20 protein-coding genes are annotated in these 24,022 nt (G+C 61.0%); 8 read left to right on the forward strand and 12 right to left on the reverse strand.

Annotation, left to right across the window (positions count from 1 at the left end; genetic code table 11):
- Nucleotides 1-6: 6 nt before the first annotated feature.
- The 3 genes from AAAX77_RS08895 to AAAX77_RS08905 form a co-directional block, all read right to left on the reverse strand.
- Nucleotides 7-888, reverse strand: coding sequence for a branched-chain amino acid ABC transporter permease (locus AAAX77_RS08895; RefSeq protein ID WP_035137220.1), 882 nt, complete (start codon nt 886-888; stop codon nt 7-9).
- A 139-nt stretch (nt 889-1,027) separates the two neighbouring features.
- Nucleotides 1,028-2,215, reverse strand: coding sequence for an ABC transporter substrate-binding protein (locus tag AAAX77_RS08900; RefSeq protein ID WP_161155122.1), 1,188 nt, complete (start codon nt 2,213-2,215; stop codon nt 1,028-1,030).
- A 270-nt stretch (nt 2,216-2,485) separates the two neighbouring features.
- Nucleotides 2,486-3,652, reverse strand: coding sequence for an ABC transporter substrate-binding protein (locus AAAX77_RS08905; protein ID WP_349105893.1), 1,167 nt, complete (start codon nt 3,650-3,652; stop codon nt 2,486-2,488).
- 250 nt (nt 3,653-3,902) lie between these two features.
- Here AAAX77_RS08905 and AAAX77_RS08910 point away from each other — a divergent pair, with 250 nt between their 5' ends.
- Entirely contained in the window at nt 3,903-5,246 is a 1,344-nt protein-coding gene (locus AAAX77_RS08910; RefSeq protein ID WP_346963605.1) for a homoserine dehydrogenase, read from the forward strand.
- Nucleotides 5,247-5,517: 271 nt separating this feature from the next.
- Here AAAX77_RS08910 and AAAX77_RS08915 read toward each other — a convergent pair whose 3' ends face one another.
- On the reverse strand, nt 5,518-7,080 hold the full coding sequence (locus AAAX77_RS08915; RefSeq protein WP_349074588.1) for a cation:proton antiporter: 1,563 nt from the start codon (nt 7,078-7,080) through the stop codon (nt 5,518-5,520).
- Nucleotides 7,081-7,264: 184 nt separating this feature from the next.
- Between AAAX77_RS08915 and AAAX77_RS08920 the strand changes: the two genes are divergently transcribed.
- The gene (locus AAAX77_RS08920) at nt 7,265-11,011 is read left to right on the forward strand and encodes a phosphoribosylformylglycinamidine synthase (RefSeq protein ID WP_349105896.1); all 3,747 of its coding nucleotides are present in this window, start codon (nt 7,265-7,267) and stop codon (nt 11,009-11,011) included.
- 99 nt (nt 11,012-11,110) lie between these two features.
- Nucleotides 11,111-12,046 carry a DMT family transporter gene (locus tag AAAX77_RS08925; RefSeq protein WP_349105898.1) on the forward strand — a complete coding sequence of 312 codons (936 nt, stop codon included), beginning with the start codon at nt 11,111-11,113 and terminating at the stop codon, nt 12,044-12,046.
- A 189-nt stretch (nt 12,047-12,235) separates the two neighbouring features.
- Here the strand turns inward: AAAX77_RS08925 and AAAX77_RS08930 are convergent, their stop codons facing one another.
- The 4 genes from AAAX77_RS08930 to AAAX77_RS08945 form a co-directional block, all read right to left on the reverse strand.
- Nucleotides 12,236-13,378, reverse strand: coding sequence for a diguanylate cyclase (locus tag AAAX77_RS08930; protein ID WP_349105900.1), 1,143 nt, complete (start codon nt 13,376-13,378; stop codon nt 12,236-12,238).
- A gap of 190 nt (nt 13,379-13,568) precedes the next feature.
- Entirely contained in the window at nt 13,569-14,591 is a 1,023-nt protein-coding gene (locus tag AAAX77_RS08935; protein ID WP_349088836.1) for a 2-keto-3-deoxygluconate permease, read from the reverse strand.
- A 150-nt stretch (nt 14,592-14,741) separates the two neighbouring features.
- Nucleotides 14,742-15,065, reverse strand: a complete 324-nt coding sequence (locus AAAX77_RS08940) for an AzlD domain-containing protein (RefSeq protein WP_349105902.1) — start codon at nt 15,063-15,065, stop codon at nt 14,742-14,744.
- Nucleotides 15,055-15,747, reverse strand: a complete 693-nt coding sequence (locus AAAX77_RS08945; protein ID WP_343006571.1) for an AzlC family ABC transporter permease — start codon at nt 15,745-15,747, stop codon at nt 15,055-15,057. Before AAAX77_RS08945 ends, AAAX77_RS08940 begins: the two co-directional genes overlap by 11 nt.
- A gap of 127 nt (nt 15,748-15,874) precedes the next feature.
- On the opposite strand from AAAX77_RS08945, the gene AAAX77_RS08950 reads away from it, so the two are divergent.
- On the forward strand, nt 15,875-16,687 hold the full coding sequence (locus AAAX77_RS08950; protein WP_349105903.1) for an HD domain-containing protein: 813 nt from the start codon (nt 15,875-15,877) through the stop codon (nt 16,685-16,687).
- On the opposite strand, the gene AAAX77_RS08955 is transcribed toward AAAX77_RS08950, so the two are convergent.
- Genes AAAX77_RS08955 through AAAX77_RS08965 form a run of 3 tightly spaced genes read right to left on the reverse strand, consistent with a single transcriptional unit; the run spans nt 16,684 to nt 20,309 of the window.
- Nucleotides 16,684-17,889, reverse strand: coding sequence for an electron transfer flavoprotein subunit alpha (locus AAAX77_RS08955; protein ID WP_349105905.1), 1,206 nt, complete (start codon nt 17,887-17,889; stop codon nt 16,684-16,686). The two genes, AAAX77_RS08950 and AAAX77_RS08955, sit on opposite strands and share 4 nt — an antisense overlap.
- Nucleotides 17,890-18,705, reverse strand: coding sequence for an electron transfer flavoprotein subunit beta/FixA family protein (locus AAAX77_RS08960; protein ID WP_196032209.1), 816 nt, complete (start codon nt 18,703-18,705; stop codon nt 17,890-17,892).
- A gap of 2 nt (nt 18,706-18,707) precedes the next feature.
- Nucleotides 18,708-20,309 carry an FAD-binding oxidoreductase gene (locus AAAX77_RS08965; RefSeq protein ID WP_349105907.1) on the reverse strand — a complete coding sequence of 534 codons (1,602 nt, stop codon included), beginning with the start codon at nt 20,307-20,309 and terminating at the stop codon, nt 18,708-18,710.
- 345 nt (nt 20,310-20,654) lie between these two features.
- Here AAAX77_RS08965 and AAAX77_RS08970 point away from each other — a divergent pair, with 345 nt between their 5' ends.
- The 3 genes from AAAX77_RS08970 (at nt 20,655) to AAAX77_RS08980 (ending at nt 22,146) form a co-directional block, all read left to right on the forward strand.
- Complete coding sequence (locus AAAX77_RS08970) at nt 20,655-20,951, forward strand: hypothetical protein (RefSeq protein WP_035137058.1); 297 nt, start codon at nt 20,655-20,657, stop codon at nt 20,949-20,951.
- The gene (locus AAAX77_RS08975; RefSeq protein WP_055310535.1) at nt 20,948-21,457 is read left to right on the forward strand and encodes a hypothetical protein; all 510 of its coding nucleotides are present in this window, start codon (nt 20,948-20,950) and stop codon (nt 21,455-21,457) included. The genes AAAX77_RS08970 and AAAX77_RS08975 overlap by 4 nt, the downstream gene beginning before the upstream one ends.
- An 89-nt stretch (nt 21,458-21,546) precedes the next feature.
- Entirely contained in the window at nt 21,547-22,146 is a 600-nt protein-coding gene (locus AAAX77_RS08980; RefSeq protein ID WP_195568625.1) for a hypothetical protein, read from the forward strand.
- Between the two features lie 31 nt (nt 22,147-22,177).
- Here AAAX77_RS08980 and AAAX77_RS08985 read toward each other — a convergent pair whose 3' ends face one another.
- The gene (locus AAAX77_RS08985; protein WP_349105908.1) at nt 22,178-22,408 is read right to left on the reverse strand and encodes a hypothetical protein; all 231 of its coding nucleotides are present in this window, start codon (nt 22,406-22,408) and stop codon (nt 22,178-22,180) included.
- A 21-nt stretch (nt 22,409-22,429) separates the two neighbouring features.
- Here AAAX77_RS08985 and AAAX77_RS08990 point away from each other — a divergent pair, with 21 nt between their 5' ends.
- On the forward strand, nt 22,430-23,860 hold the full coding sequence (locus AAAX77_RS08990; protein WP_217107697.1) for a hypothetical protein: 1,431 nt from the start codon (nt 22,430-22,432) through the stop codon (nt 23,858-23,860).
- The last annotated feature ends 162 nt before the right edge of the window (nt 23,861-24,022 follow it).

A 24,022-nucleotide genomic window follows, 5' to 3' on the forward strand; every position in this document is an offset into this window, starting at 1 on the left:
GCTCACCTACACCTTCTCGGGGACGTACTTGCCCAAGAGGCCGGCAGGCTTGACGAGCAGGACGATGATCAAAACACCAAAGACGATGGAGTTGGCAAGGCTCGTGGAAATGTAAGCCTGCGCCATCGCCTCGATGATGCCGATGAGAATGCCACCGACAAAGGCACCGGGGATGGAGCCGATGCCGCCGAAAACGGCAGCGTCGAAGGCCTTGATGCCAGGCATGGCGCCCGTGGTGGGCTGCAGGACCGGCGAGTAGGAGCACAGCAGCACGCCGGCGATGGCGGCAAGCGCCGAGCCGATGGCAAACGTCATCGAGATGGTGCGGTTGACGTTGATGCCCATGAGCTGAGCGGCGGCCTTGTCCTCGGACACGGCGCGCATGGCCTTGCCCATCTTGGTCTTACCTGTAAAGAACATCAGGCCGGCCATGATAACCAGGCAGGCGACGATGGTGACGAGCGAGACGGCGCTTACGTTGAACTTGGCCAAGAACTCCGGCACCTGGAAGGTGACGAGCGAAGTGAAGTTCTTGGGCGTGGCGCCCCACAGAAGCTGCGCGGCGTTCTGCAGGAAGTAAGACACGCCGATAGCCGTGATCAGAACGGCCAGCGGGCCTGCTTGGCGCAGCGGCTTATAGGCCAGACCCTCGATGAGAACGCCGAGAACCGTGCAGACCACACAAGAAAGAATTACAGATACCCAGCCCGGGAGGCCGAGATACGACGTGGCGCAGAACGAGACATAGGCACCGACCATGATGACGTCGCCGTGAGCGAAGTTCAGCATCTTGGCGATACCGTAGACCATGGTGTAGCCCAACGCGATGATGGCGTAGACGCTGCCCATGGACAGGCCGTTGACCAGGTATTGGATAAAGACCGTCATGTTCCACATCCCCCTTTCGAATAGGTTTCCAGTTGATGTATGAAACAGGGACGTTACACTGTCCCTAGATACCAAGCAAGCAGGGAAGGCCAAAACCTCCCCTGCTTGGGATCAAAACCGCTCTATGTAAGGCGGCCTATTAGGCCTGTACGTACTTGCCGTCAGTGATGACGTACGCCGTGGGCTCCTTCTGGACCTGACCCTTATCGTTCCAGGAGAGCTTGCCAGTCAGGCCGTCAACAGTAATGTTGCGCATAGCCTCGGGAAGCTTCTCGGCAACCTCGGTGGGGTCGGCGTCGACACCCAGGCCGGCCTCCTTGAGGGCCTCGACCACAGCATGCACGCCGTCGTAGGCGTCGGCGGCAAACTGGTCGGGGGTATCGCCGTACTTATCTTTGTAAGCGTTGACGAAGTCGGCGTTCTTCTCGTCGTCGGCGGAGAACGGGGTCATGAGCAGCAGACCCTCGGCAAGAGAGGTATCGAAGCCCTCAACGCCCAGGATACCGTCCATGCCGTCGCAGCCCATCATCTTGACGTCGTAGCCCATGTCCTTGGCGTTCTTGAGCAGGACGGACGCCGGCGTGTAGTAGATCGGCGCAAAGATCATGGTGGCGCCAGCCTGCTTAGCCTTGGTCAGCTGGTTGGTAAAGCTCGTGGCGGAGTCGTCCTTAAAGGTCTCCTCGTCAACAATCTCGAGCTTGGACTCAGCGGCCTGGGCCTTAAAGGAATCTGCGATGCCCGAAGAATAGGCGTCGCCGGAGTTATAGAACAGCACGAACTTCTCGTCCGCATACTTCTGCGCCAGGAACTTGGCAGCGTTGACACCCTGGTTGGGGTCGGTGAAGCAAACCTGGAAGACGCAATCCTTGCCCTTGGTAACATCCTCGGAGGACGCGGACGGGGTAATCATGAACGTCTTGGGGTCGTTACCGCACTCGGCGGCAACGGCAACCGACGCACCCGTGGTGGTCGGACCGACAAGGGCCTGCATGCCCCAGTCGAGCAGGGTGTTGAAGGCGTTGACGGCCTTCTCGCCGTCAGCCTGGTCGTCCTCGGCCTTGCTGACAAGCGGCAACTCCTTGGTCGAGAAATCCTTGCAGCCAAGCTCGACAGCCTGTGTAACGGACTTGCCGTAGGACGCGTTGGCGCCGGTCAGCGGGCCGATGGTGCCGATCTTAAACGAAGCGTCGCCCGACGCGGAACCGCTGTCGCCGCCGTTGGAGGAGCAGCCAGCTAGAATGGACATCGCCCCCAGACCTGCTGCGCTCGCGATAACGCTCCTGCGATTCATAACAGGGTTCAATGACTTACCGGTGAGGCTCGACATGCGGCTCTCCTCTCAAATCTCGTCGGGTTTCGGTTACCCGACAGGCCATCCTTCGCCGTGTTCGGCGTTCGCAAAATAGTAGACGCTTTAGTTGAGAAAAGTGGCGATTATTTCAACTTTTCTTTTGTTTTGTCCATTTATCCATAATTCTGCGTATTCCTGTCGGTTTATGCAGTTTAGCCACTTTATTGTGTGAAAGTAATGTTTCCGTTCTGTTACAGGCGTCCTTGCTCTGAATAAAACGGCCCGCCGGTCTCGATGTATATGCACTTAGGCGGCGATGTACTTACCGTCCTGAATCACATAGGCCGTAGCAGGCTTTTCGACCTGACCTTCGTCATTCCACGTTAGCTCGCCGGTCAGGCCGTCGATCTTGATCTTGCGCATGGCCTTGGCAAGGTCGCCGGCAATTTCGGCACCGTCGGCCGAAATGTCAATCCCCGCCCTATCGATAGCCTCGGCGATGGCGTGGACGCAATCGTAAGCGTCGGCGGCAAACTGGTTGGGCGTCTCGTCGTAGGCATCCTTATAGGCCTTGACGAAGTCGGCATTCTTCTCGTCGTCGGCAGAGAACGGGGTCATGAGCAGTACGCCCTCGGCAAGAGAGGTATCGAAGCCTTCCACAGAGAGCAGGCCGTCCATGCCGTCGGTACCCATGAGCGTCATGTCGTAGCCCATGTCCTTGGCGTTCTTGAGCAAAACGGACGCCGGCGTGTAGTAGATCGGCGCAAAGATGAGCGTGGCGCCGGCCTCCTTGGCCTTGGTGAGCTGGTTGGTAAAGCTCGTGGAGGAATCGTCCTTAAAGGTCTCGGTATCGACGATATCAAGTTTGGACTCCTTGGCCTGCTCGGCAAAGGCATCGGCAACACCCGAGCTGTACGTATCGCCGGAGTTGTAGAACAGGGCAATCTTGGCATCCGCGTACTTCTCGGCCAAGAACTTCGCGGCGCTGGCGCCCATGGTGGGATCGGTGAAGCAAACCTGAAAGACCGTGGTCTTATCCTTGGTGACGTCGAGAGACGAGGCCGAGGGCGTGACCATGAGCATGTCGTCGGCAATCTCGCCCGAGACAGCGACGGCAGCACCGGTGGTGACCGGACCGACGAGCGCCTGCATGCCCCAGTCACACAGGGTATTGAAGGCGTTGATAGCCTTCTCGCCGTCAGCGACGTCATCCTCGGACTTAAGCGAGAGTTTGAGGTCCTTGGTCGAGAAATCCTTGGCGGCGAGCTTGGCACCCTTCTCGGCCGAAACGCCATAGGTTGCCGCGGCGCCGGTCAGAGGGCCGATGACACCGATCTTGAAGGTCTTGCCGTCATCGGCGGAGCCGCCCTCCGAGCCACCCGACGAGCAACCAGCGAGCGCCGCGGTACCACCGAGCGCCGCGGCGCCAGCCAAGAAACTCCTGCGGTTAAGTACGTTGTTGATGCTAAACATGGTGTCCCCCTTTTCGCTGGCCGCGGTGCGGCCGTCTTGCGGTACAGGGCAAACCTTATGGTGCAAACGTTGACAGTTTGTTACGGAGTTTCGTTTGTAGCGAGCATGTTTCCAATGTTTCCGCAGCGTTTCGGGGGTGCCGTTTTGTGCGACTCCTGTTGCCTGGCGAGCATGCGCCCTCGGTTCACGCTAGAATGCACTCAACCTTTAAGCGGTTAATCCATCCATAAGATGCACGAAGGAGCTATCTATGAGCGAACCCCTGCGCACCGTGAACGTCGGTCTGATCGGTCTGGGAACCGTCGGCGGCGGCGTGGCCCGTCTGATCAAGAGCCACCACGATGAGTACCTGGCCGCCTACGGCATCGACCTTAAGCTGACCCGCGCCTGCGCGCTTGCCTGGGAGCAGGCCGAAGCTGCCGGTATTGAGCGCGAGGCCTTTACGAGCGACTGGCACGACGTCGTCACCGACCCCGCCGTCGATATCGTCGTCGAGCTCATCGGCGGCGAGCACCCCGCGACCGAAATCTTCACCACCGCCTTCGAGAACGGCAAGCACGTCGTCTCTGCCAACAAGGCCCTGCTGGGCCGTCATGTCGAGACGCTCGCCGAGAAGGCGCGCGCGTGCGGCGTGCAGATTAAGTGCGAGGCCAGCTGCGGCGGTGGCATCCCCATTGTCAGCACGCTCGAGCACGACCTGGTGGGCAACAAGATCCTGACCATCGCTGGCATTCTCAACGGCACCACCAACTACATCCTGTCGCGCATGGACGCCGAGGGCGCCGATTACGCTGACGTGCTCGCCGACGCCCAGGCAAAGGGCTATGCCGAGGCCGACCCGTCCGCCGACGTCGACGGCTTCGATGCCGCCAGCAAGACGGCAATCCTCGCCTCCATCGGCTTTGGCACCCGCGTTACCACCGACGATGTTTACCAGCAGGGTATCCGTACCATCGGTGCCGAGGACATCGCCCAGGCCCGTGAGCTCGGCTACACCATTAAGCTGCTCGGCATCGCCCGCAACACCGACGCCGGCGTCGACGTCCGTGTGCATCCCACGCTGATCCCCGCCGACCACATGCTTGCCAAGGTCAACGGCGCCATGAACGCTGTCTACGTGGTAGGCGACGCCGTGGGTGAGACCATGTTCTACGGTGCCGGCGCAGGCTCCTTCCCCACCGCGAGCGCCGTCGTGGGCGACATCCTGTCGCTCTCCGAGCAGATCAGCCGCGGCGTGGCTCCGCTGCCCGAGATTGAGCCCTATGGTCACAACCTCGCCTTTAAGCCCATGGACGAGCTCCAGACCAAGTACTATGTGCGCCTGAAGGTCGCCGACCGCGTGGGCGCCCTGTCCGAGACGGTCGACATCTTTGCCAAGCACAACATCTCGATCTCGCTCATCAACCAGGTCGAGGACGGCAAGTCGGGCGTCAACGATGCCTGCTCGGTCATCTTCCTGACGCATCGCGCGCTCGAGAAGGACGTCCAGGCTGCCGCGGCCGAGCTTGCCAGCGTCGGCTGTGTGGCCGAGGTCGCCAACGTCCTGCGCATCGAGGACGTTGAGGCTTGGACCGAAGGCGTCATGGCCAACTAGTCCACTACTTCGAACCTCAACGAAGCTCAACGCAAAAGGCGCGCCGTCTGCATCAACTGCAGGCAGCGCGCCTTGTTTTGTTTGTAAGGGAAACTGCGTCCCGGTATTTCAGCTCAAAACGGGGCGCAGTTTCCCTCAGGGCCCTCATGAGGAAACTGCATCCCATTTTGGACGCCGATTCTGGGACGCACTTTCCACAACGGGCCTCTCGCGGAAAGTGCATCCCACTCTGGACGCCAATTCCGGGATTCATTTTCCGCAGCGGTGTCGGCTACCTGCCGTCGTCGTCCTGGGCTTCATCGCGCGCATAGAGCTCCAGCATGCGGCGGCGGTATTCGCGCACGGCGAGCTTAGCGCGCTCCAGGCGGCGACGCTCGCGCGGAGTCAGCTCGGACGGGTCGACCTCGTCTCCATAGGTCTTATCGGCAAGAAGATGTGCCGCGTCCACAATACGGGCATCGATATGGCCGCTCGCCGCCTCAGCGGAAAGACGCTCGGCAATCGTATCGAGCGTAGGCAGGCCCTCAAATACGCGACCATGGCCATGCGATGTCAGCAACTCGTGCTCGCGTGCGAGCAGGCTTGCCAAATCGTGATGAGCACGCAGGATGTCGAGCGCATCGGATGGATGCTCGGCAACTTCTGCCACGGCGGCAACCGGCGCGGCGTCGACCACGCGGTAGAAGAGCTGCGCGAGCAATGGCATCAAGAACACCGTGATGGCACCAGCGGCAACCATGACCGACGCAATATCTTGCGACAGCGCACCCGCGTTGACGGCAACGCTTGTCACGGCAACGATGATCGGCAGGGCCGTGGTGCAGTACAGGGCCACGGTAATGCGGCCATACGCCGACACATCGCGCGTCGCGGGACAAATGCCCATAGAGATGAGAATGGGCACGGCACGAATAATCAGCAACGCCACGATAAAACCCGCGAGCAAGCCCGGGCGCGACGCCACGGCCGTCAGGTCGATCTTTGCGCCCGATACGGTAAAGAACACCGGAATCAAAAAGCCGTAGGCCAGGCCGTCGAGCTTGGTCTCGAGCGTATGGTTGCCCTCGGGGATGATATAGCGCAGGACAAAGCCGGCGGCAAAAGAACCCAACACGATGTCGAGGTCAAAGATGGCCGAGAACGCCACGAGCGTGACCAGGATGAGCACCGTCAGGCGCACGAAGGTCTGCGACGTGGTGTCGGCGCGTTCCTCGACAAACGCAAAGAAGCGGCTGCCGACGCGCTTGGAGCGGCTCGGGACCACGGCCAGCAACACGCAAACCACCGCAAACAAGCCAAGGATAACGAGCGTTTGGATGCCAGTGCGGGCAGACAACAGCACCGACATCGCGAGCACGGGACCGAGCTCGCCCCAAGTGCCATACGCGAGAATCGAGTCGCCCACGCGCGTGCCGGTGAGCGAGCGCTCACGCATAATGGGCACGAGCGTACCGAGCGCCGTCGAAGTGAGGGCAAGCGTCACGGCGATACCGTCGAAATGACTGACTGAGAACCACGGGGTAAAGCGCACGGCAAGCCAGGCGATACCAAACGTGACGACCCACGTCGCCAAGCCGTAGCGCCCCTCGACGCCCGTGATGCTCTTGGGGTCGATCTCAAAGCCGGCAAGCAGGAACAAAAAGGCCAGGCCGAGCTCGGACACAAGCGAGACCTCAGCATCTACATGGATGACGCCGAGCATATGGGGTCCCAGCACCGCGCCGAGCACGAGCAAAAAGACCGTCTCGGGAACGGGTTTTCCGGGAATCGCCGAGGCGATAAAAGGACTCGCAAAGGCCACGAGTGCGATGATGGCGAGCGAAACGAATGCCATGTGATGCCTTTCTCTTGTTTGCGCTTCACTGTAGCACCCTCGCCGTCCTCAACGCGCCGCGAGCTGTCGTATCATAGTGAGGTTTACAAACATGTGGCTCAAGGCGACCGCAGGGCAGACCCCGCAAACCGACCGCTGCCGCATACCGTACCGTACGCCCAACCGATCAGGAAGGCAGGAACCAATGGTCTCTCGTATCTACGTGGAGAAGAAACCCGGGTTCGACGTCGAGGCTCAGCAGCTCAAGGGCGAGCTGACCGAAATTCTCGGCATCAAGGGCATCGAGGCCCTGAGGATCATCAACCGCTACGACGTCGAGGGCATCGACGAGGAGCTTTTCCGCTCCTGCGTGCCGACCGTCTTTAGCGAGCCCCAGGTCGATGTGACCTACGACGAACTCCCCGCAAGCGATGACGCCGTCTTTGCCGTCGAGTTCCTGCCTGGCCAGTTTGACCAGCGCGCCGACTCCGCCAGCGAGTGCGTGCAGCTCATCAGCCAGGGTGAGCGCCCCGCCGTGCGCTCCGCCAAGGTCTATATGATCTCGGGCGCTCTGGACGAGGCCGCCATCGAGGCCATCAAGCACTACGTGGTGAATCCCGTCGAGGCCCGCATCGCCTCGCTCGACCTGCCCGAGACGCTGTACATGGAGACTCCCGAGCCCCAGCCCGTCGAGGTGCTCGACGGCTTCCGCAAGCTCGACGAGGCCGGCCTTGCCGCCTTTATCGCCGATCGCGGCCTTGCCATGGACGAGGCAGACATCGCCTTCTGCCAGCAGTACTTCCGCGATGAGGACCGCGACCCCACCATCACCGAGATCCGCGTAATCGACACCTATTGGTCCGACCACTGCCGCCACACCACTTTCGGCACCGTCCTGGACGACGTGACGATCGACGACGCCGTGGTGCAGCAGGCCTTCGACCGCTACATGGAGATGCGCCATGAGCTCGGTCGCGACGCCAAGCCCGTCTGCCTCATGGACATGGGCACCATCGGCGCCAAGTACCTTAAGAAGACCGGCGTCATGACCGATGTCGACGAGTCCGAGGAGATTAACGCCTGCACCGTCAAGGTGAAGGTCGATGTCGACGGCGAGGACCAGGACTGGCTGTTCCTGTTTAAGAACGAGACCCACAACCACCCGACCGAGATCGAGCCCTTCGGCGGTGCCGCCACCTGCGTGGGCGGCGCCATCCGCGACCCGCTCTCGGGCCGCAGCTACGTGTACCAGGCCATGCGTGTCACCGGCGCCGGTGACCCCACCGTCCCGGTTTCCGAGACGCTCGAGGGCAAGCTGCCGCAGCGCAAGCTCGTGACCACTGCCGCCGCCGGCTACTCCAGCTACGGCAACCAGATCGGCCTTGCCACCGGTCAGGTCAACGAACTCTATCACCCCGGTTACGTGGCCAAGCGCATGGAGGTTGGCGCCGTCGTGGGCGCTACCCCGGCAAACCACGTTCGTCGCGAGTGCCCCGCCCCCAACGACAAGATCATCCTGCTGGGCGGCCGCACCGGCCGCGATGGCATCGGTGGCGCCACCGGCTCCTCCAAGACCCAGAACACCGAGTCCATCGAGACCTCGGGTGCCGAGGTCCAGAAGGGCAACGCCCCTGTCGAGCGCAAGCTGCAGCGCCTCTTCCGCCGCGGCGACGCCTGCCGTCTGATCAAGCGCTGCAACGACTTTGGCGCCGGCGGCGTCTCAGTCGCCGTGGGCGAGCTTGCCGACGGCCTGTATGTCGACCTGGACACCGTGACCAAGAAGTACGACGGCCTGGACGGCACCGAGCTCGCCATCTCCGAGTCCCAGGAGCGCATGGCTTGCGCCGTCGCCGACGGTGACGTCGAGGAGTTCATGGGCTACGCCGCCGAGGAAAACCTGGAGGCTACCGTTATCGCCGAGGTTACCGCCGAGCCGCGCATGCGCATGGCCTGGAACGGCGTCGCTATCGTCGACCTGTCCCGCGAGTTCCTCAACTCCAACGGCGCACCCAAGCACCAGGTCGCCCACGTCTGTGCCCGCAGCGTGTGGCAGCCCAGCTGGGCCGGCACCACGCTCGCCGAGCGCATGACCTCGCTCGTCACCGACCTCAACGTCGTTTCCAACAAGGGTCTTTCCGAGCGTTTCGACTCCACCATCGGCGCCGCGACCGTGCTCATGCCCTTTGGCGGCAAGACGCAGCTCACCCCAAGCTCGGCCATGGTCGCCAAGTTCCCCGTGGACGGCGAGACCACCACGGCGAGCGCCATGGCATGGGGCTTCAACCCCTATCTGATGGAGGCCGACCAGTTTGCGGGCGCCTACCTGTCCGTGGTCGAGTCCATCGCCAAGCTCGTGGCTGCCGGCTTTGAGCACAAGCGCGCCTATCTCTCCTTCCAGGAGTACTTCGAGCGTCTGCGCACCGAGGCCGAGCGCTGGGGCAAGCCCACGGCAGCCGTCCTGGGCGCCCTCATGGCCCAAGTCGACCTGGGTGCCGGCGCCATCGGCGGCAAGGACTCCATGAGCGGTTCGTTTGAGGACGAGACCGGCGAGCTCAACGTTCCGCCGACCCTGATCAGCTTCGCCGTCGCCGTGGGCAAGGCCGCCCGCGCCGTCTCGCCCGAGTTCAAGGGCCTCACGCACCGCGTCGTCCGCATCGCCCCCGCCACCTATGGCGAGGACTACCGTCCCGACGCCCAGCAGTTGCTCGCCGCGTTTGACGCCGTCGAGGCGCTCACTGCTACCGGCAACGCCCTGGCCATATCCACGCCCGGCTACGGCTGCGGCGCCGAGAGCCTCTTTAAGATGTGCGTCGGTAACCAGATCGGTATCGAGCTTGCCGAGGATGTAGACGTGGAGAGCCTCTTCACCCCGCTCTACGGCAGCTTTATCGTCGAGCTCGCCGAGGACGCCGAGCTGCCCGAGGTCGCCGACGGCGTTGTCGTCGAGCCCCTGGGCACCACCGTCGAGGGCTATGTCATCGACACCGGCTCCGAGGTCATCGAGCTCGCCGAGCTCCAGGAGGCCTGGGAGAGCGGCATCGAGGGCGTCTTCGCCTACCGCAGCGCCGGCGAGACCCCCGAGGTCGAGACCATCGACTTCCGCGCCAAGGATATCCACGTGTACGGCGGTGCCAAGATCGCCCGCCCGCGCGTGATCATCCCCGTGTTCCCCGGCAACAACTGCGAGTACGACAGCGCCCGCGCCTTCCGTGCCGCCGGTGCCGAGGCCGACACCTTCGTGATCAACAATCTCACGCCCGAGGCCGTCGCCGAGAGCACCCACGAGCTTGCCCGCCGCATCCGTGCAAGCCAGATCGTTATGATCCCCGGCGGCTTCTCGGGCGGCGACGAGCCCGACGGCTCTGCCAAGTTCATCACGGCGTTCTTCCGCGCTCCCGAGGTCACCGAGGCAGTCCGCGACCTGCTCAAGGCTCGCGATGGCCTGATGCTGGGCATCTGCAACGGCTTCCAGGCCCTGATCAAGCTCGGCCTGGTGCCCTACGGCGACATCGTCGACGCCACGCCCGATGCGCCCACGTTGACGTTCAACACCATCGGTCGCCACCAGAGCCGTCTGGTGCGCACCCGCATCTCGTCCAACTTGTCCCCGTGGCTGTCGCAGTGCAGCCTGGACGACCCCTATACCGTCGCCATCAGCCACGGCGAGGGCCGCTTTGTCGCCAATGACGAAGTGCTCGCCCAGCTGATCGCCAACGGCCAGGTCGCCACGCAGTACGTGGGCGAGAACGGCAAGCCCAGCATGGATCTCTCCGTCAACCCCAACGGCTCCGCACTCGCCATCGAGGGCATCACGAGCCCCGACGGCCGCGTCCTGGGCAAGATGGGCCATGCCGAGCGTCGCGGCGACAACCTGTACCGCAACGTGCCCGAGCATGTCCCCGGCGATAAGTTCATGCCGATCTTTGAGAGCGGCGTAGCCTACTTCGCCTAAAGCTTTCCCATCGGGTACAATCCCCTCGGGTAACAACACCCGCCACCGGCACCCCCGGTGGCGGGTTCTTTTTTGCTTCGCGCATGTAGGAAGGACATCATGGAAAGCCGCAAGCCGTATCTCGCCACCCTGCCCGGACTCATCCTGGGCTGCCTTGTTTGCTGTGCACTCTGGGGGTCGGCCTTCCCCTGTATCAAAATCGGCTACGCACTCTTTGGTATCCCAACGCACGACGGCGCCTCGCAGCTGCTCTTTGCGGGCTTGCGCTTCACGCTTGCCGGCGCCTTGGTTATCGTTGGGATGAGTGCGGCCCAACGCCGCCCCCTCATTCCGCAGGCTCGCGACATCAAGCCCATCTTTGTCTTGTCGCTCTTCCAGACTATCGGGCAGTACTTCTTTTTCTATCTGGGCCTCTCGCGCGCCAGCGCCATGTCGAGCTCCATCATCGAGGCCAGCGCCAACTTCCTCGCAATCCTCTTTGCCGCCCTGGCATTTCACACCGAGAAGCTCAATACGGTCAAGGTGCTTGGCTGTGCGCTGGGCTTTGCCGGCGTCGCGCTCGTCAACCTCTCGGGCGCAGATGGCACCTTTGGCTTTACGCTCGACGGCGAGGGCTTTATCCTGTCCTCCACTGTTGCGGGTGCTCTTTCGACCTGCCTGATCGGCATCTTCTCGCGCAAGCACGACGGTGTTTTGCTTGCCGGCTGGCAGTTTTTAGTCGGCGGCCTGGTCCTCACCGCCATCGGCTTTTTGATGGGCGGTGCGCTCTACCCTACTGCGATCGTCCCTGCCATCGCGCTCATCATCTACATGGCGCTTATCTCCGCGGTCGCCTACTCGCTGTGGTCGCGCCTGCTTGCCGTCAACCCCGTCAGCCGCGTCTCGGTCTTTGGGTTTATGAACCCCGTCTTTGGCGTGCTGCTGAGCGCGCTGCTGCTCGGCGAGGGCCCTGGCACGAGCCCCGTTACCGTACTTGTTGCCCTGCTGTTGGTCTGCGGCGGCATAATCATCGTCAACAAACCCAAAAAAGCCTAGCGAGCTCACCTTTTAAGAGAGAGCCTTCACACACTTTAGCTTAATGGAATGCACTGGTTCTCGTTGATTTCGTACCGAGCCGCGGCGGCAGACGCTCGTCTTGCCGCACCGCGCCTGGGCGTTATGGCCGGTGGCCCCCGCAAACGCAAAAAGGGCGCACGACCATCAATGCGGTCGTATGCCCCTTTTCTAGCGTATTTGTACGCCGGCTTTCTTTTTCTCGGCCTTGACGCGATAGAGCTCCGCATCGGCAGCGCGAAGTAAGTCTTGCCAGGTATCAACACTATCGCCGACCCGCGCGCAACCGATGGACATCCGCAATGCATACGGCACCTCGGCATGCGCGAGCTCGTCGTTGATTGTCGCGCACAGATGCATGATATCCTGTTCCGCCGCTGCCTTTTGGAGCACCACGAACTCATCGCCACCATAACGCGCGATAAAGCCACCAGACGCCGAGCAGACATCCTTGAGCGCCGTCGCAACAACCTGAAGAGCATGGTCGCCCTCCACATGTCCATAGCGATCGTTAATCTGCTTAAAGCCGTCAGCGTCCATCATAAGCAGATATACATCTTCGGCCTGATCCACATTTGAAAAGAGCGACAGCATATAGGTCTCAAAACGGTTGCGGTTGTTGAGTCCAGTCAACGGGTCAGTCGAGATCAGTTGCTCCTGGTAGACGATGTAGAGCAGCAGGATGCTCAGCGTTATACCGACGCAAAGGCCCGGTACCGAAAACAAAACCTGGAAGGTACCGCCCACCAGAGCGGGAACCGCAAAAAAGGAGAGGGTGCGATAAATGGCCTTCTTTTGCAGGCTTTCGACTTTTCGAGCCTGAATAAAGGCATGCAAGGACGTATATATGACGTAGCAGTAGCTAACGATAGGCTGAATCATATAAAGCGCTCCGCGACGATATACGCCCTGCACATCGATATAGAACATAGTGTGCGTCCAATAGCTGGTAAATGCCAGCACGACCACCACTGCGGTTGGCAACGTTAAAAGTACCACCCTATAGGGCGTGGTCAGGAGCCGTGAGCCCTGCATCGTCTCGGAATAGAAAAACCAAATGAGGCACGCGATGGCGAACAGCGAAAACGAAACCGCGTTGGAAATCCAGTTGGCCGTAATGCCTACAGGAGTGCTCACGCCGTCCGAAAGCGTCCAGATCATATCGAAGAAAACGTACGCCGCAGACGTATAGCCGAGCATGCTAAATAAAAGTTGCTGGGTGCTCGAGAACAGGGAGCGACGGCTTCGCGCGGCAAGTCCGATAAGAACAATCATGCATAGCAGGAATATCTCAATCTTGAGTGCCTTAACCACTAGACGCCATCCCTTCAATATCCAAGTGGTCAGAATCGCCCAATTCGAACCTGGGCAATAAACACCCCCTACTCCGTAGGGGTAAAGGGAATAATAGCAGAGCGCCCGAACGTTGCTGCAAGACAGCTCTCGTTCGGGCGCCCATATGGCGCGAATTGCACACGTCGGCTTGATTGACTTGCGTCGACGATTACTCGCCGTCGATGTCGGTCGCGACGGCCTCCTCAATAGCCTCGACGCCTTCGACCGACAGATCCTCTTTGCCGTGGCAGAACTTCTTATCGACCCAGCCGGTCAGAATCGGAGCCATGATTGCCGTGATGATGACGGCGGTGGCGATCTGCGCATACGCGGTGGGCGCAAGCTCGGCATAGCGCGGAGCGACCTCGGCGAGGGCGACTGGCGTGGTCATGGCCGTGCCGGCAATGGTGGAGCATGCCACAGCCGCCTTACCGTTGCCGCCACACAGGCGCTCGAAGGCAAAGGTAATGGGACCGACGATAAAGAGTGTGATGAGACCCAGCAGGATGCCCGAAATGCCGCCGGTGATGAAGCTCGAAAGGCTCATGGACGCACCGAGCTGAAATCCGATAACGGCAATCGCAGGATTGGCGCCGGGAACCAGCAGGTTCTTGATGAACGGGAAGAGGTTACCCAGAACCATACCGATGACAAGCGGCAGGATGGAGCCGATGATGGTGCCGACGGGGATGTTGGCGAGACCCGAGACACCGAGGATGATCATGGTGACGGCAGGGCCGGCCGTAAAGAACAGGATACCGACGGCGCCCTGCTCGGACTCATCGCCGAACTCGCCCATGATGCCCGTATAGAGCGCCATGTTGCAAAACGTAATGCCGCCGATGATAGACACGGAGCTCAGACCCAGGAAGTTATCGTTAAAGAAATATGCCACGCCCAGGCCGAGAGCCGCTGCGACGACCAGCTTGGGAATCAGCACGACGATGCCGGTCTTGATGGCGCCCGGCGTGGACTTGAAGCTGATGCCGGCGCCCACAAACAGCAGGATCGCGGCGACGATGGTATTGGAGCCACCGCGGCAGGCAGCCGTAAAGAAGCCGCCGATCTCAAAAACCTGCGGGCAGAAGGTGTTGAGCAAAAGACCGACGATCATCGGATAGATCATGATGTCGCCCGGGATGCGCGGAACCTTGAATTTCTTTTGCTCGTTGGCGGTCGCTTCCTGTGCCATGAAACCCCCATTTCCGCTGACGCGGAACAAAAGCCCACGTCATGCTTTGCTACAGTAAAGTTTGACCATGGTACCAGAAGAAATAGACCAGCTCGGTGAAAAATTCGACAAGTTGGGATGGAACGAGATTCGGCGCCCGCGACGCCACCCCTATATAAGGCTCAAGACAATATAGAGTACGATGCCCGAGACGCAGCACCACAGCATCGATTTTGTCTTGACCGCCACGACCACGACGCCGACGGCCGCAATCCAGGGAATCAAGCCCTGCCACAAGCCGGCGTCGAAAGCGCCAGGGCTTATCAAATCGTTAGCGACCAGCGCCGCAAAGGCGGCGGGCGGAATATAACCCAAGGCCTCGGTAACGCGGGGCGACAGCGTTCTCCCGCGCAAGGCAAACGCCGGGGCAATGCGGAAAAACGCGATAGCCGCCCATGACGACAGCCACAGGACCAAAAACTCATTAACGGGCATCGCGAGCGCCCCTTCCTTCGGCGAAAGCATCGCACGCAAGCGCCGCGGCAACACCGACGAGCACGCTTGCCGGCACGGCGATATTCGTCCACCCCAAGAACTTGCATATGGCGACAGACACCGCAGCCATAACGGCAGCCACGACATTGCCGCGCGACAGTCGCTGCGAAAAGAGCAGGCAGATAAAGAGCGAGGTGCAGACAAAGCCAGCAATAGCGGTGGGGACATCGACAACGGCGCCTACAACGGCGCCCATCGTGCACGAAACGCCCCATGTCGCGATGAGGATCGCGTTGAGCGCAAAGGACTCGCGCGGGCCCCAATCCTCCCCTTCAACCAACTTGGCAAGCGAGATGCCATATGCCTCCTCGGTAAGCGTCGCGGCAACAGCCAGCGTCTGACGCTTCGAGGCACCCCTCAGATGGGGCGCGATTGATGCCGAATAAAGTGCAAAGCGCGAGGAGATTGCGGCCACACTTGCGACAATCGATGCCGCAGGCACACCTGCCAGCCACAGGTTGCAGACCATAAACTGGCCGCTACCCGTCACGAACGTGCTGCTCAGAGCAAAAACCATCCAGGGCTCCATCCCCGTCTGCGCCATAATCATTCCGCACGGCGCGCCTATCGCAACATAGGTAAGCATCACCGGCCAGACGGTTTTAACGATTTTGAGCACCATAGCGTTCCTCGTCCCGACAAGATTTCCGAGCCGCATTCAACGACGCGGCAGAATCATCGCCCGGTGGCAACCGAGTTCACCTACAATTGCCACCGGATCGAAAGACACAGCTTTTTAGGAAGTCATTATGACAGCTATCGATCGAGACCGGGCGCGCGCGGCCTTCAAAAGCTACACCGATGCCTACGACGCCACCAACCCACGCATCGCGCTCAAAATCGAGCATACGTACCACGTGGCCGAGGCATGCGATGTCGTAGCGCGCGAGCAGAGCTGGTCGTCAGAAGATATTGACCTAGCATGGCTTTGCGGCCTGTTACACGATATGGGCCGCTTTGAGCAGCTGCGACGCTGGGACACATTTAAGGATGCCGAGAGCATGAGCCATGCGGCGCTGGGCATCGAGGTCCTCTTTGGCGAAAATCCCGCCGATGCGCCCGCTGTAACGAGCATCCGCGACTTTATCGATGACCCGGCAGAAGATGAGCTCATCCGAGCGAGCATTGCCTATCACAGCGATTTCCGTCTACCCGCGCAGCTCGACGAGCGCACGCGGAGCTTCTGCGATATCGTGCGCGATGGCGACAAGATCGACATTATGCGCACCATCGCCGACAGCACTGTCGACACTATCCTCAAGGTGGACGAGAAGACGTTTCTCGGCAGCCGTTTCTCGTCGCCGACACTTGCCGTTTTTGACGAGCACCGCTGCGTCGCACGCGATGAACGCAACGAGCCCGCAGACTACCTGGTGGGACTCATCTGCTTTATGTTTGAGCTCGTCTATCCAGCGAGCCGCGCGCTGGCGCGCGAGCAGGGCGATATCTACCGCCTGCTCGACGCACCCTTTGGCATTACGCGGCCCTTTACCGACCCCGCCACGCAGGCGACTTGGAGCCGCCTAAAGGACGAGATGCGCGACTGGCTGGCGCGTGCCTAGCGCTCAAGCTGGGCCAGCAGCTCCTCGACGACCTCGACGGCATCACCGACAACCTTGTACTGAGCAGCACCAAAGATGGGGGCATCCGGGTCCTCGTTGATGGCGATAATGCACTCTGCCCCACCGATGCCGGCAAGATGCTGGATGGCGCCCGAAACACCGATACTCACGAGAAGCTTGGGCGAAACCGATACGCCGGTCTGGCCAATCTGATGGCGATACTCCAACCAGCCGGCCTCCACGACAGGTCGCGTGCAACCAAGCTCGGCTCCCAGAGCCTCGGCGAGCCTTCGCATCAGGGGCAGAATCTTCTTGGAGCCAATGCCGCGGCCCACCACGACCAAGCGCTCGGCATCGGCGATCGAGGCCTGCTGCCTCCACTCCTCGGCGGGAATCGAGATCTCGACACGAGCCTTAGCATCATCCGCAAGCGATATCTGGGTGATCGTGCCGGAGCGGTCGTAGTCAAAGTCGGGCGCCTTAAAGATGCCGGGACGAACCGTTGCCATCTGGGGACGATGATTGGGGCAGACGATGGTGGCCATCAGGTTGCCGCCAAACGCCGGACGCGTCTGTTGCAGCAGTCCCGTCTCCGTATCCATCGAAAGTACGGTGCAGTCAGCCGTAAGGCCCGTCTGCAAGCGCACGGCAACGCCGGGTGCCAGTTCGCGGCCAAAAGCGGTCGCACCGTATAGGATGGCCTCGGGTTTGCGTTCGGCTACCAAATCGCAGATCAAGCGGGCGTAGACCTCCGCATCGTTTTGGCGCAGGCGCTCGTCGCGACAGGCCAGGACTTCGTCGGCGCCCGCGCAAACCAGATGCTCCAGGTCGCCGAGAGAACCCTCGGGACCCATACCGATCAGTGCCACCAGACGGCAGTCGCGAGCATCGGCAAGCTCGCGGCCCTTGCCCATAAGCTCATAGGCAACGGGAGTCACCGTATCGTGCTCGTCGGTCTGCGCGAATACCCAAATGTCTCGATATGCATCAAGGTCCACCGCACCAGCGGCCTCGTCACGCTCGATCGAGATAGCGTTGACAGGGCAGGCGTCGACGCACCCACCGCATAGGATGCAGCCGTCGGTTACGCGGGCGCATCGGCTGGGTCGCTCGCCTTCCACTACGATGCCGCCCGAGGCACAGGCGCGAACGCAGCGACCGCAGCCGATACAGGCTTCGCTATCGATAATCAGTCCGCTCATCTATGCCATCCCCTCGATAATCTTGGCAAGCTTTGCCGCCTGCTCGGACGCCGTCCCCTCAACGGCCTCGCACGTTTGGTCACGGTCGGGCACAAACGAGCGCACGACCTGTGTCGGCGACCCGGCAAGACCGCAACGCGCGGGGTCGGCGTTCACGTCGGCGGCGCTGACCACGCGCACGTCCGCCTCCTCCGCCGCGCGAATACCGGCAATACTCGGCATACGCAACTGGCCAATCTCCTTGGCAGTCGTCATCGCGCACGGCATCTCAAGATAGACCGTCTCCTCGCCGGCATCGCAACCGTGAACGAGCGAAAGCGCACCGCACGTCGTAAAACCTGCGCTCTGCACGCAGCTCACATCGGTCACGCAGGGAATCTCAAAGGCGCCGGCAAGCTCGGGGCCAATCTGGGCCGTATCGCCATCCACCGCCATCTTGCCGCAGATGAGCAGGTCGAAGTCCTCGTCGAGCGCTTCGATGCCGCACTTGAGGGCATAGGTGGTTGCCAGGGTATCGGCGCCCGCAAAGGCTCGGTCGGTCAGCAGCAGCGCGTCGTCGGCGCCTCGAGCGATGCAGTCGCGCAGCAGCGATTCGGTCGCGGGGATGCCCATCGACACCACCGTCACGCGCACGTCCATGCCAAAGCCGATAAAGTCGTCCTTCAGCGCCAGCGCGCATTCCAAAGCGCTCGCATCAAAGGGATTAATGACCGCCTGCTTGCCATCGCGCACGATGGTATTGGTCTTGGGGTCCATCTTGACCTCGGTGCTGCCCGGCACGGCCTTGACGCACACCACCATATGGAAATCGCTCATCTTCACGCGCCCCCTTTCTGGACGAGCTCATCCAAGAGCTTCTCCGAAAACAGGTTACCGCGACCCAGCTGCCCGGCAGGATCGAGCTGGAGCTTGAGCCGCGCCGACTCGACCATGGCCTCGTGACCGTACATCGTCTCCAAGAAGCCCGCCTTGATCTTGCCGACGCCGTGTTCTGCGGAGACGGCACCGCCCATGGCCGTGACCTCGGAAGCCCACTGGGCAAAGAGTTCTCCGCCGCGGCGATAATCCTGTGCATCGCGCGGCAGAATGTTCACATGCAGATGGTTGTTACCGATATGCCCCCAGGCGGCAGATTCAAGCCCACTTTCCGCCAGCGTGCGGCGATAGAGGGCGATAACATCGGCCAAGTGCGCGTTGGGCACCGACATGTCCGAACCCAGTTTGGTGATGGTGGGATCCATGCGGCGGCGCTCGTCGATGAGCATGTTGACGCTCTCGGGCACCGCATGGCGGAAGAATCGCTGACACTCGCGATCGACCTCGGTGCGCGCGACCCATGTCGCATCGTCACTGCCGCCCGCAAGCTCCAGTACCCACCCCAAGTGATACAGCTCCTCAGTCGCCTGGGCTTCGTCGTCGCAGTCGAGCTCCACGTAGACACAGACCTTGGCGTCTTTGTCGAGCGCAGGCAGCGAGGCAAACGCCGTCGACTGCTCGCGCTGGCGACGTAGAATATCCAGGGCGCCAGCATCGAAGTACTCGATGGCAGCCGCATGGGACAGGACGGGACGCACAGAATCGGTGAAGGACACGGCCTTGTCTTCGCTGTCGAAGAAGCAGCTCACGCCCCAAACGACCGCGGGTGCCACCTGCAGGGCAATCTCGAGTTCGGTGATGACACCGATTGTGCCACACGCACCGATAAACAGATCGATGGCATCCATATCGTCAGCAACGAAATAGCCCGAAGCATTTTTTGTCTTGGGCATGGTATAGCCGGGAAGATCGAGCTCGAGTGTACGGCCCGCTGCCGTCACGAGCGACAGGTGGCGGCCCTGGGCAAAAGCCTCGCCGCGCCGAAGCTCAAGCAAATCGCCATCAGCCAGCACGACGTGGAGTCCCGTGATATGTGGGCGCATGGGGCCGTAGGCGTAGCTGCGGGCACCGGAGGCGTTACATGCCGCCATGCCGCCCAGACAGGCAGACGCCTCGGTGGGATCGGTGGGAAAAAACTGCTCGGGAGCCTCTTGGAACTCCTCGTAGGCCTCAAGCGATGCCTGGTCCCAACCAGCGGTCGGCAGCACCTTCTTGCTCAGCTGCTTGCGCAGCTCCGAGAGCACAACGCCCGGCTCCACGCGCAGCAGAAATTGGCCTTGTTCATCGCGGCGAAGGCCCAAATAGCGATTCATACGGGAAGTATTGAGGATATGCCCGCCGTGGGGCACGGCGCCGGCGGCAAGGCCGGTTCGGGCGCCCTGAACCGTTACCGGAACACGCTCGACATGGAGCTTTTCCAAAATGGCACGGACCTCGTTTTCCGTTGTCGGAAACGAGATGCTCGAGGCCTCGCCCGATGCGCGAGACTCGTCGCGACCATACTCTTCGAACTCGTCGGTGAAGGGTTTAATGGTTGCAGGCACGCGAACTCCCCCTTTAGCTAACTACAGTGTTTGCAGGGAGATGTTACCGCATCGTTTCGTCGACGTGTTCGAGACCGTCTCCATAATTGGCGTTTTTTACGTTCGTGCAATTCGGCGAGCGGCTTGATTTCCTCGGCAGACGATGCTTTTGACACATATGGCCCCGCCGTCGCCGACCGCGCGATTGTCGCTCGAAAAAAGTTGGAGTATTTTTTGCCGCCTTTTACCTGCGGAGACGCCAATCCGTCAAGCATTTGGTCAGAAATTGGTCAAGTAGCGGCTGATACGGTCGGCGTCGACAGCCAAAACCGATAGAAGTTTTGGCCCAGAAGCAGGGAGGTTCCCATGGCATATTACTGGCCCCAGTACGGCATCGCCATCGAAGTCGACGACGATCCCCATCTCCTGCCTTTCGACGAAGAGGCATTCCCCGATACGACGGTCTACCACGTTACCACCGATGTGATCTGCGACCCCGAGTCGTTCTCGGCGCTCGCCCACCACATCGCGCATATCCACGACATCGAGCTCCCTCCCGACTTCGACGAGCTCGTCTACTCGCGCCGTCTGATGCTTCACATGCTCTTTGGAGCGGACCCGTCCACCTTTGCGCGCGTCTATACCGCCAAGGATGCCGCATGAGCGCGAAGAAGCCACCCCACTTTGCAGGCCTGGGTCGTCGCAAGAAGCTCATCGTTGCCTGCTTGGCCATCGTCTGCGCCCTTGTCGCCGTAGGACTATACGCTTGGCAGTCGCAGCCCGTACCCGAGGCGGGCGCTTCGGTCACGACGGCCGAGGGCAAAACGCGTCAGGAAATCCAAGATGAGCTCGACGCCATCGTCCGCGACAACATGATGACGATTTCGGTCGCGCCGGTCGCTCAGCTGCAGGAGGACGGCAAGCTGCGCGTCAACGTGCAAAACGTCCAAGACAATAAATTTCCCCAGCGATTCCGCGTCATCCAAAACGACGAGACCATATACGAATCCGATGTGGTCGAGACCGGCAAAACGGTCGAGACATGCCCCGCCGGCGACATCGAGGAAGGTGAGGCGTACATCGAGATCCAGGCGCTTGAGGCCAAGACCTATGACAGCCACGGCAACCCGACACGCGTCAAGGTACGGGTTGAGCAAGCCGAGAACTAGCTTTCCGGTCGACGCGGCACCGCACGCGATTCACCAGCATTCGTCCAATCATCGCGGGGACGGCCCGCGGCGAATAGAAAGGAACGACCATGGACATCACCAGGAATATGAACGGAGCCAGAGCGCTCGTCGTGGGTGCAGGGCTCGCGCTCGCGCTCGCAATGGGCGCCGCCCCGACGCCAGCTATGGCAGCCGGGCGTGTTGGAACCACGAAGGTAATGGTCAAGACCGAGATCGACAACATCAAGTTCAACGCACCGACGGTTATTCCCTTCGTCGCCCAAGCCGACGGCACGCTTCAGGGTCCCTCAGAAGACGCGATCACCATCGACAATCTTTCGGCCTACGGCATCCATGTCACCAACATGAAAATCGACGCCATGAACACCTGGACCATTGCCGCCGACGCCAAGGCCGGAACCGCGCAGAACTCCATCGACTTTAAGGTCGGCCCCGACGGCGCACTCCAGAACGCCAGTGCCGCAACGCAGGGGACAGGCCTCGATCTTTCCAAGAATGCAGCCTTCGACATGGGCTACCAGGGCATTGCCGGCGGCACGGACAAAATTAAGCTCAAGACAAGCGGAAACGTCGCCCGCGTCACGCGCGATATCTTCCACGTAACCGGCGAAGGCGATCAGGTTGCAACGATCACCTGGACGGTCGAGCCCGGTGCGCACACGGCATAAGGCCGTCGCCCTGGCCGCCGCCGTCAGCATCCTAGCGTTTGGCCCAGCCATGGCCTTTGCCCAGCAAGAACAGGCGCAGGCCGCCACGCAAGTGACGGTCGACCTCTCGGGGCTCGACCGCGGCGACCGCGAGGAACCATTGGCGCAGACAGGCGATGGACGATGGCTCTTGGCAGCAGGCGCCACAGCAGCAGGCGCGGGAACCGCCGGCCTCGGCCTGCACATCAAACGCAGCCAGAAACAAAACACGGACAGGCCGCACTAAATTAGCTAAGGAGACCCCATGGCATCGAAGAACCTTTTGCCCGTCGTCGCACTCTGCGGCGCGCTCGCAACCGGAACGCCTGTCGCCGCTTGGGCGACTCCTGTCATGGCAGACTCCTTACCAGCAGCCCTAAGCTCCGCATCAAATCCGTCGAGCGCCATTGCGTGCAAGCGTTTTTCGATCGCACAGGCTGCAATCTCAACCTCGGGATGCCTTCGTCGTAATACGGACGGTTCGATAGTCGTGGATATCAATCGTTCGAACAAGGCAAACGGCTCCCAGGCGGGGTACGCCGTCTGCACGTGGCGCTCGGTTGTGCTCGACGCAGATGGCGATCCATGCAATTTAGAGCTGCGCATCGACATCGCTTCGATCGATGACTCGGCGAACGGAGCGAAGGTCGCCTTCGACGGTACGTTTTTTGAGAAAGGAGGCGGTATATGTCTGGGCTGCGCCGCCGCGAATGCAGACGACACGCAGCCCACCCTCTCATTCACGGCATCGTTGCGGCTGACCAAAGCCGGTACCGATGCCATCGCGGCGGGAGAAGCGTCCCTGCTGTTCTACGCCGTCAGTACCAAAGACACAGACGCTCATTTCGAGAAGCCATCCGGATCACTCAGCCTTACACGAGGGATAGAGGCAGGCCCTATTGAAATCGATGCCCGCGCGCAAAGCAGGCAACGCATTCTTGCCGACCCGGCGCTTCTCGAAATGGAGTGGAACGGATCCGGAGCCATCGGAATTCTCCCCTCCGCGTTTGACGCCAAGACGCTCCCCCCAAACGACGAACCCATCAACGCAACCATACAAGAAGAGAGCGCGGACAAAGAAGCAGGTGCGGGCGACACGCCGTCGCCGACAAACAGCGTCCCAGCTTCTTTCGAAGCGCCGAATGAGCCCGCTGCCGATCCAAACGATCCCGAGTTCGCGGACAGTCTGGGGCTTGCTGATCCTCAAGAGATCGATGAAGGTAACTGCTGCGTGCTTGCCGCGCTCGACCACACGGAGGTCATCGACGCTGCGAACATCGAAGTTGCCGCCGCCAATCAGCCCGTCCGCAAGTCGGCTATCATCGCATTTCCTGAATCCATCGAAGTCGTCTTTTTGCCATCGGGCGAGGTCGTGGCCCCAACACTGCTCACCTTGTTGGGCGCCAAGAATACTCGAAACGAAATTAAAAAGGTCACGGTTGTCGACCCTGCAACCACCGCCAAGCTGCGTCTATACGCCGTTGCTCCAGACGGAGGCAAGACCTTGGAATTCGATGGTGACACACTCCTAGCCTGGCGACGTCTGGACATTATGCAAGACGTCTCGTATCAGATCGAACTCGAAGGGTTTGATCGTGCCCGCGATGCCAATATCATCGCCGCGGCTATTGAATCCCCGCAGCGGCTTATGACACTGCGCTTTGAATACTATCCCTATGTCCCGACAACCACCTGAGGCTTAAATGCTGCGCATCATTCCTAATACCACTTGGTTGATTTCCGATCTCAGCCGAACACTTTGAGCGGATAGGCCGTTCCCGCAGTTAGCTGAACGCCCCCGCGGCCCCTCCTGGGGTCCGGGGGCGCCGTTTTCCCAGTTGAAGGAACGGTGGAGATG

It is taken from the genome of Collinsella sp. CLA-ER-H6 (assembly GCF_040092305.1).
Lineage (GTDB): Bacteria > Actinomycetota > Coriobacteriia > Coriobacteriales > Coriobacteriaceae > Collinsella.

Coding starts and splice junctions, on each gene's coding strand:
- AAAX77_RS08895 (WP_035137220.1), bottom strand. CDS start 888: ATGACGGTCTTTATCCAATACCTGGTCAACGGCCTGTCCATGGGCAGC.
- AAAX77_RS08900 (WP_161155122.1), bottom strand. CDS start 2,215: ATGTCGAGCCTCACCGGTAAGTCATTGAACCCTGTTATGAATCGCAGG.
- AAAX77_RS08905 (WP_349105893.1), bottom strand. CDS start 3,652: ATGTTTAGCATCAACAACGTACTTAACCGCAGGAGTTTCTTGGCTGGC.
- AAAX77_RS08910 (WP_346963605.1), top strand. CDS start 3,903: ATGAGCGAACCCCTGCGCACCGTGAACGTCGGTCTGATCGGTCTGGGA.
- AAAX77_RS08915 (WP_349074588.1), bottom strand. CDS start 7,080: ATGGCATTCGTTTCGCTCGCCATCATCGCACTCGTGGCCTTTGCGAGT.
- AAAX77_RS08920 (WP_349105896.1), top strand. CDS start 7,265: ATGGTCTCTCGTATCTACGTGGAGAAGAAACCCGGGTTCGACGTCGAG.
- AAAX77_RS08925 (WP_349105898.1), top strand. CDS start 11,111: ATGGAAAGCCGCAAGCCGTATCTCGCCACCCTGCCCGGACTCATCCTG.
- AAAX77_RS08935 (WP_349088836.1), bottom strand. CDS start 14,591: ATGGCACAGGAAGCGACCGCCAACGAGCAAAAGAAATTCAAGGTTCCG.
- AAAX77_RS08940 (WP_349105902.1), bottom strand. CDS start 15,065: ATGCCCGTTAATGAGTTTTTGGTCCTGTGGCTGTCGTCATGGGCGGCT.
- AAAX77_RS08945 (WP_343006571.1), bottom strand. CDS start 15,747: ATGGTGCTCAAAATCGTTAAAACCGTCTGGCCGGTGATGCTTACCTAT.
- AAAX77_RS08950 (WP_349105903.1), top strand. CDS start 15,875: ATGACAGCTATCGATCGAGACCGGGCGCGCGCGGCCTTCAAAAGCTAC.
- AAAX77_RS08955 (WP_349105905.1), bottom strand. CDS start 17,889: ATGAGCGGACTGATTATCGATAGCGAAGCCTGTATCGGCTGCGGTCGC.
- AAAX77_RS08960 (WP_196032209.1), bottom strand. CDS start 18,705: ATGAGCGATTTCCATATGGTGGTGTGCGTCAAGGCCGTGCCGGGCAGC.
- AAAX77_RS08970 (WP_035137058.1), top strand. CDS start 20,655: ATGGCATATTACTGGCCCCAGTACGGCATCGCCATCGAAGTCGACGAC.
- AAAX77_RS08975 (WP_055310535.1), top strand. CDS start 20,948: ATGAGCGCGAAGAAGCCACCCCACTTTGCAGGCCTGGGTCGTCGCAAG.
- AAAX77_RS08980 (WP_195568625.1), top strand. CDS start 21,547: ATGGACATCACCAGGAATATGAACGGAGCCAGAGCGCTCGTCGTGGGT.
- AAAX77_RS08990 (WP_217107697.1), top strand. CDS start 22,430: ATGGCATCGAAGAACCTTTTGCCCGTCGTCGCACTCTGCGGCGCGCTC.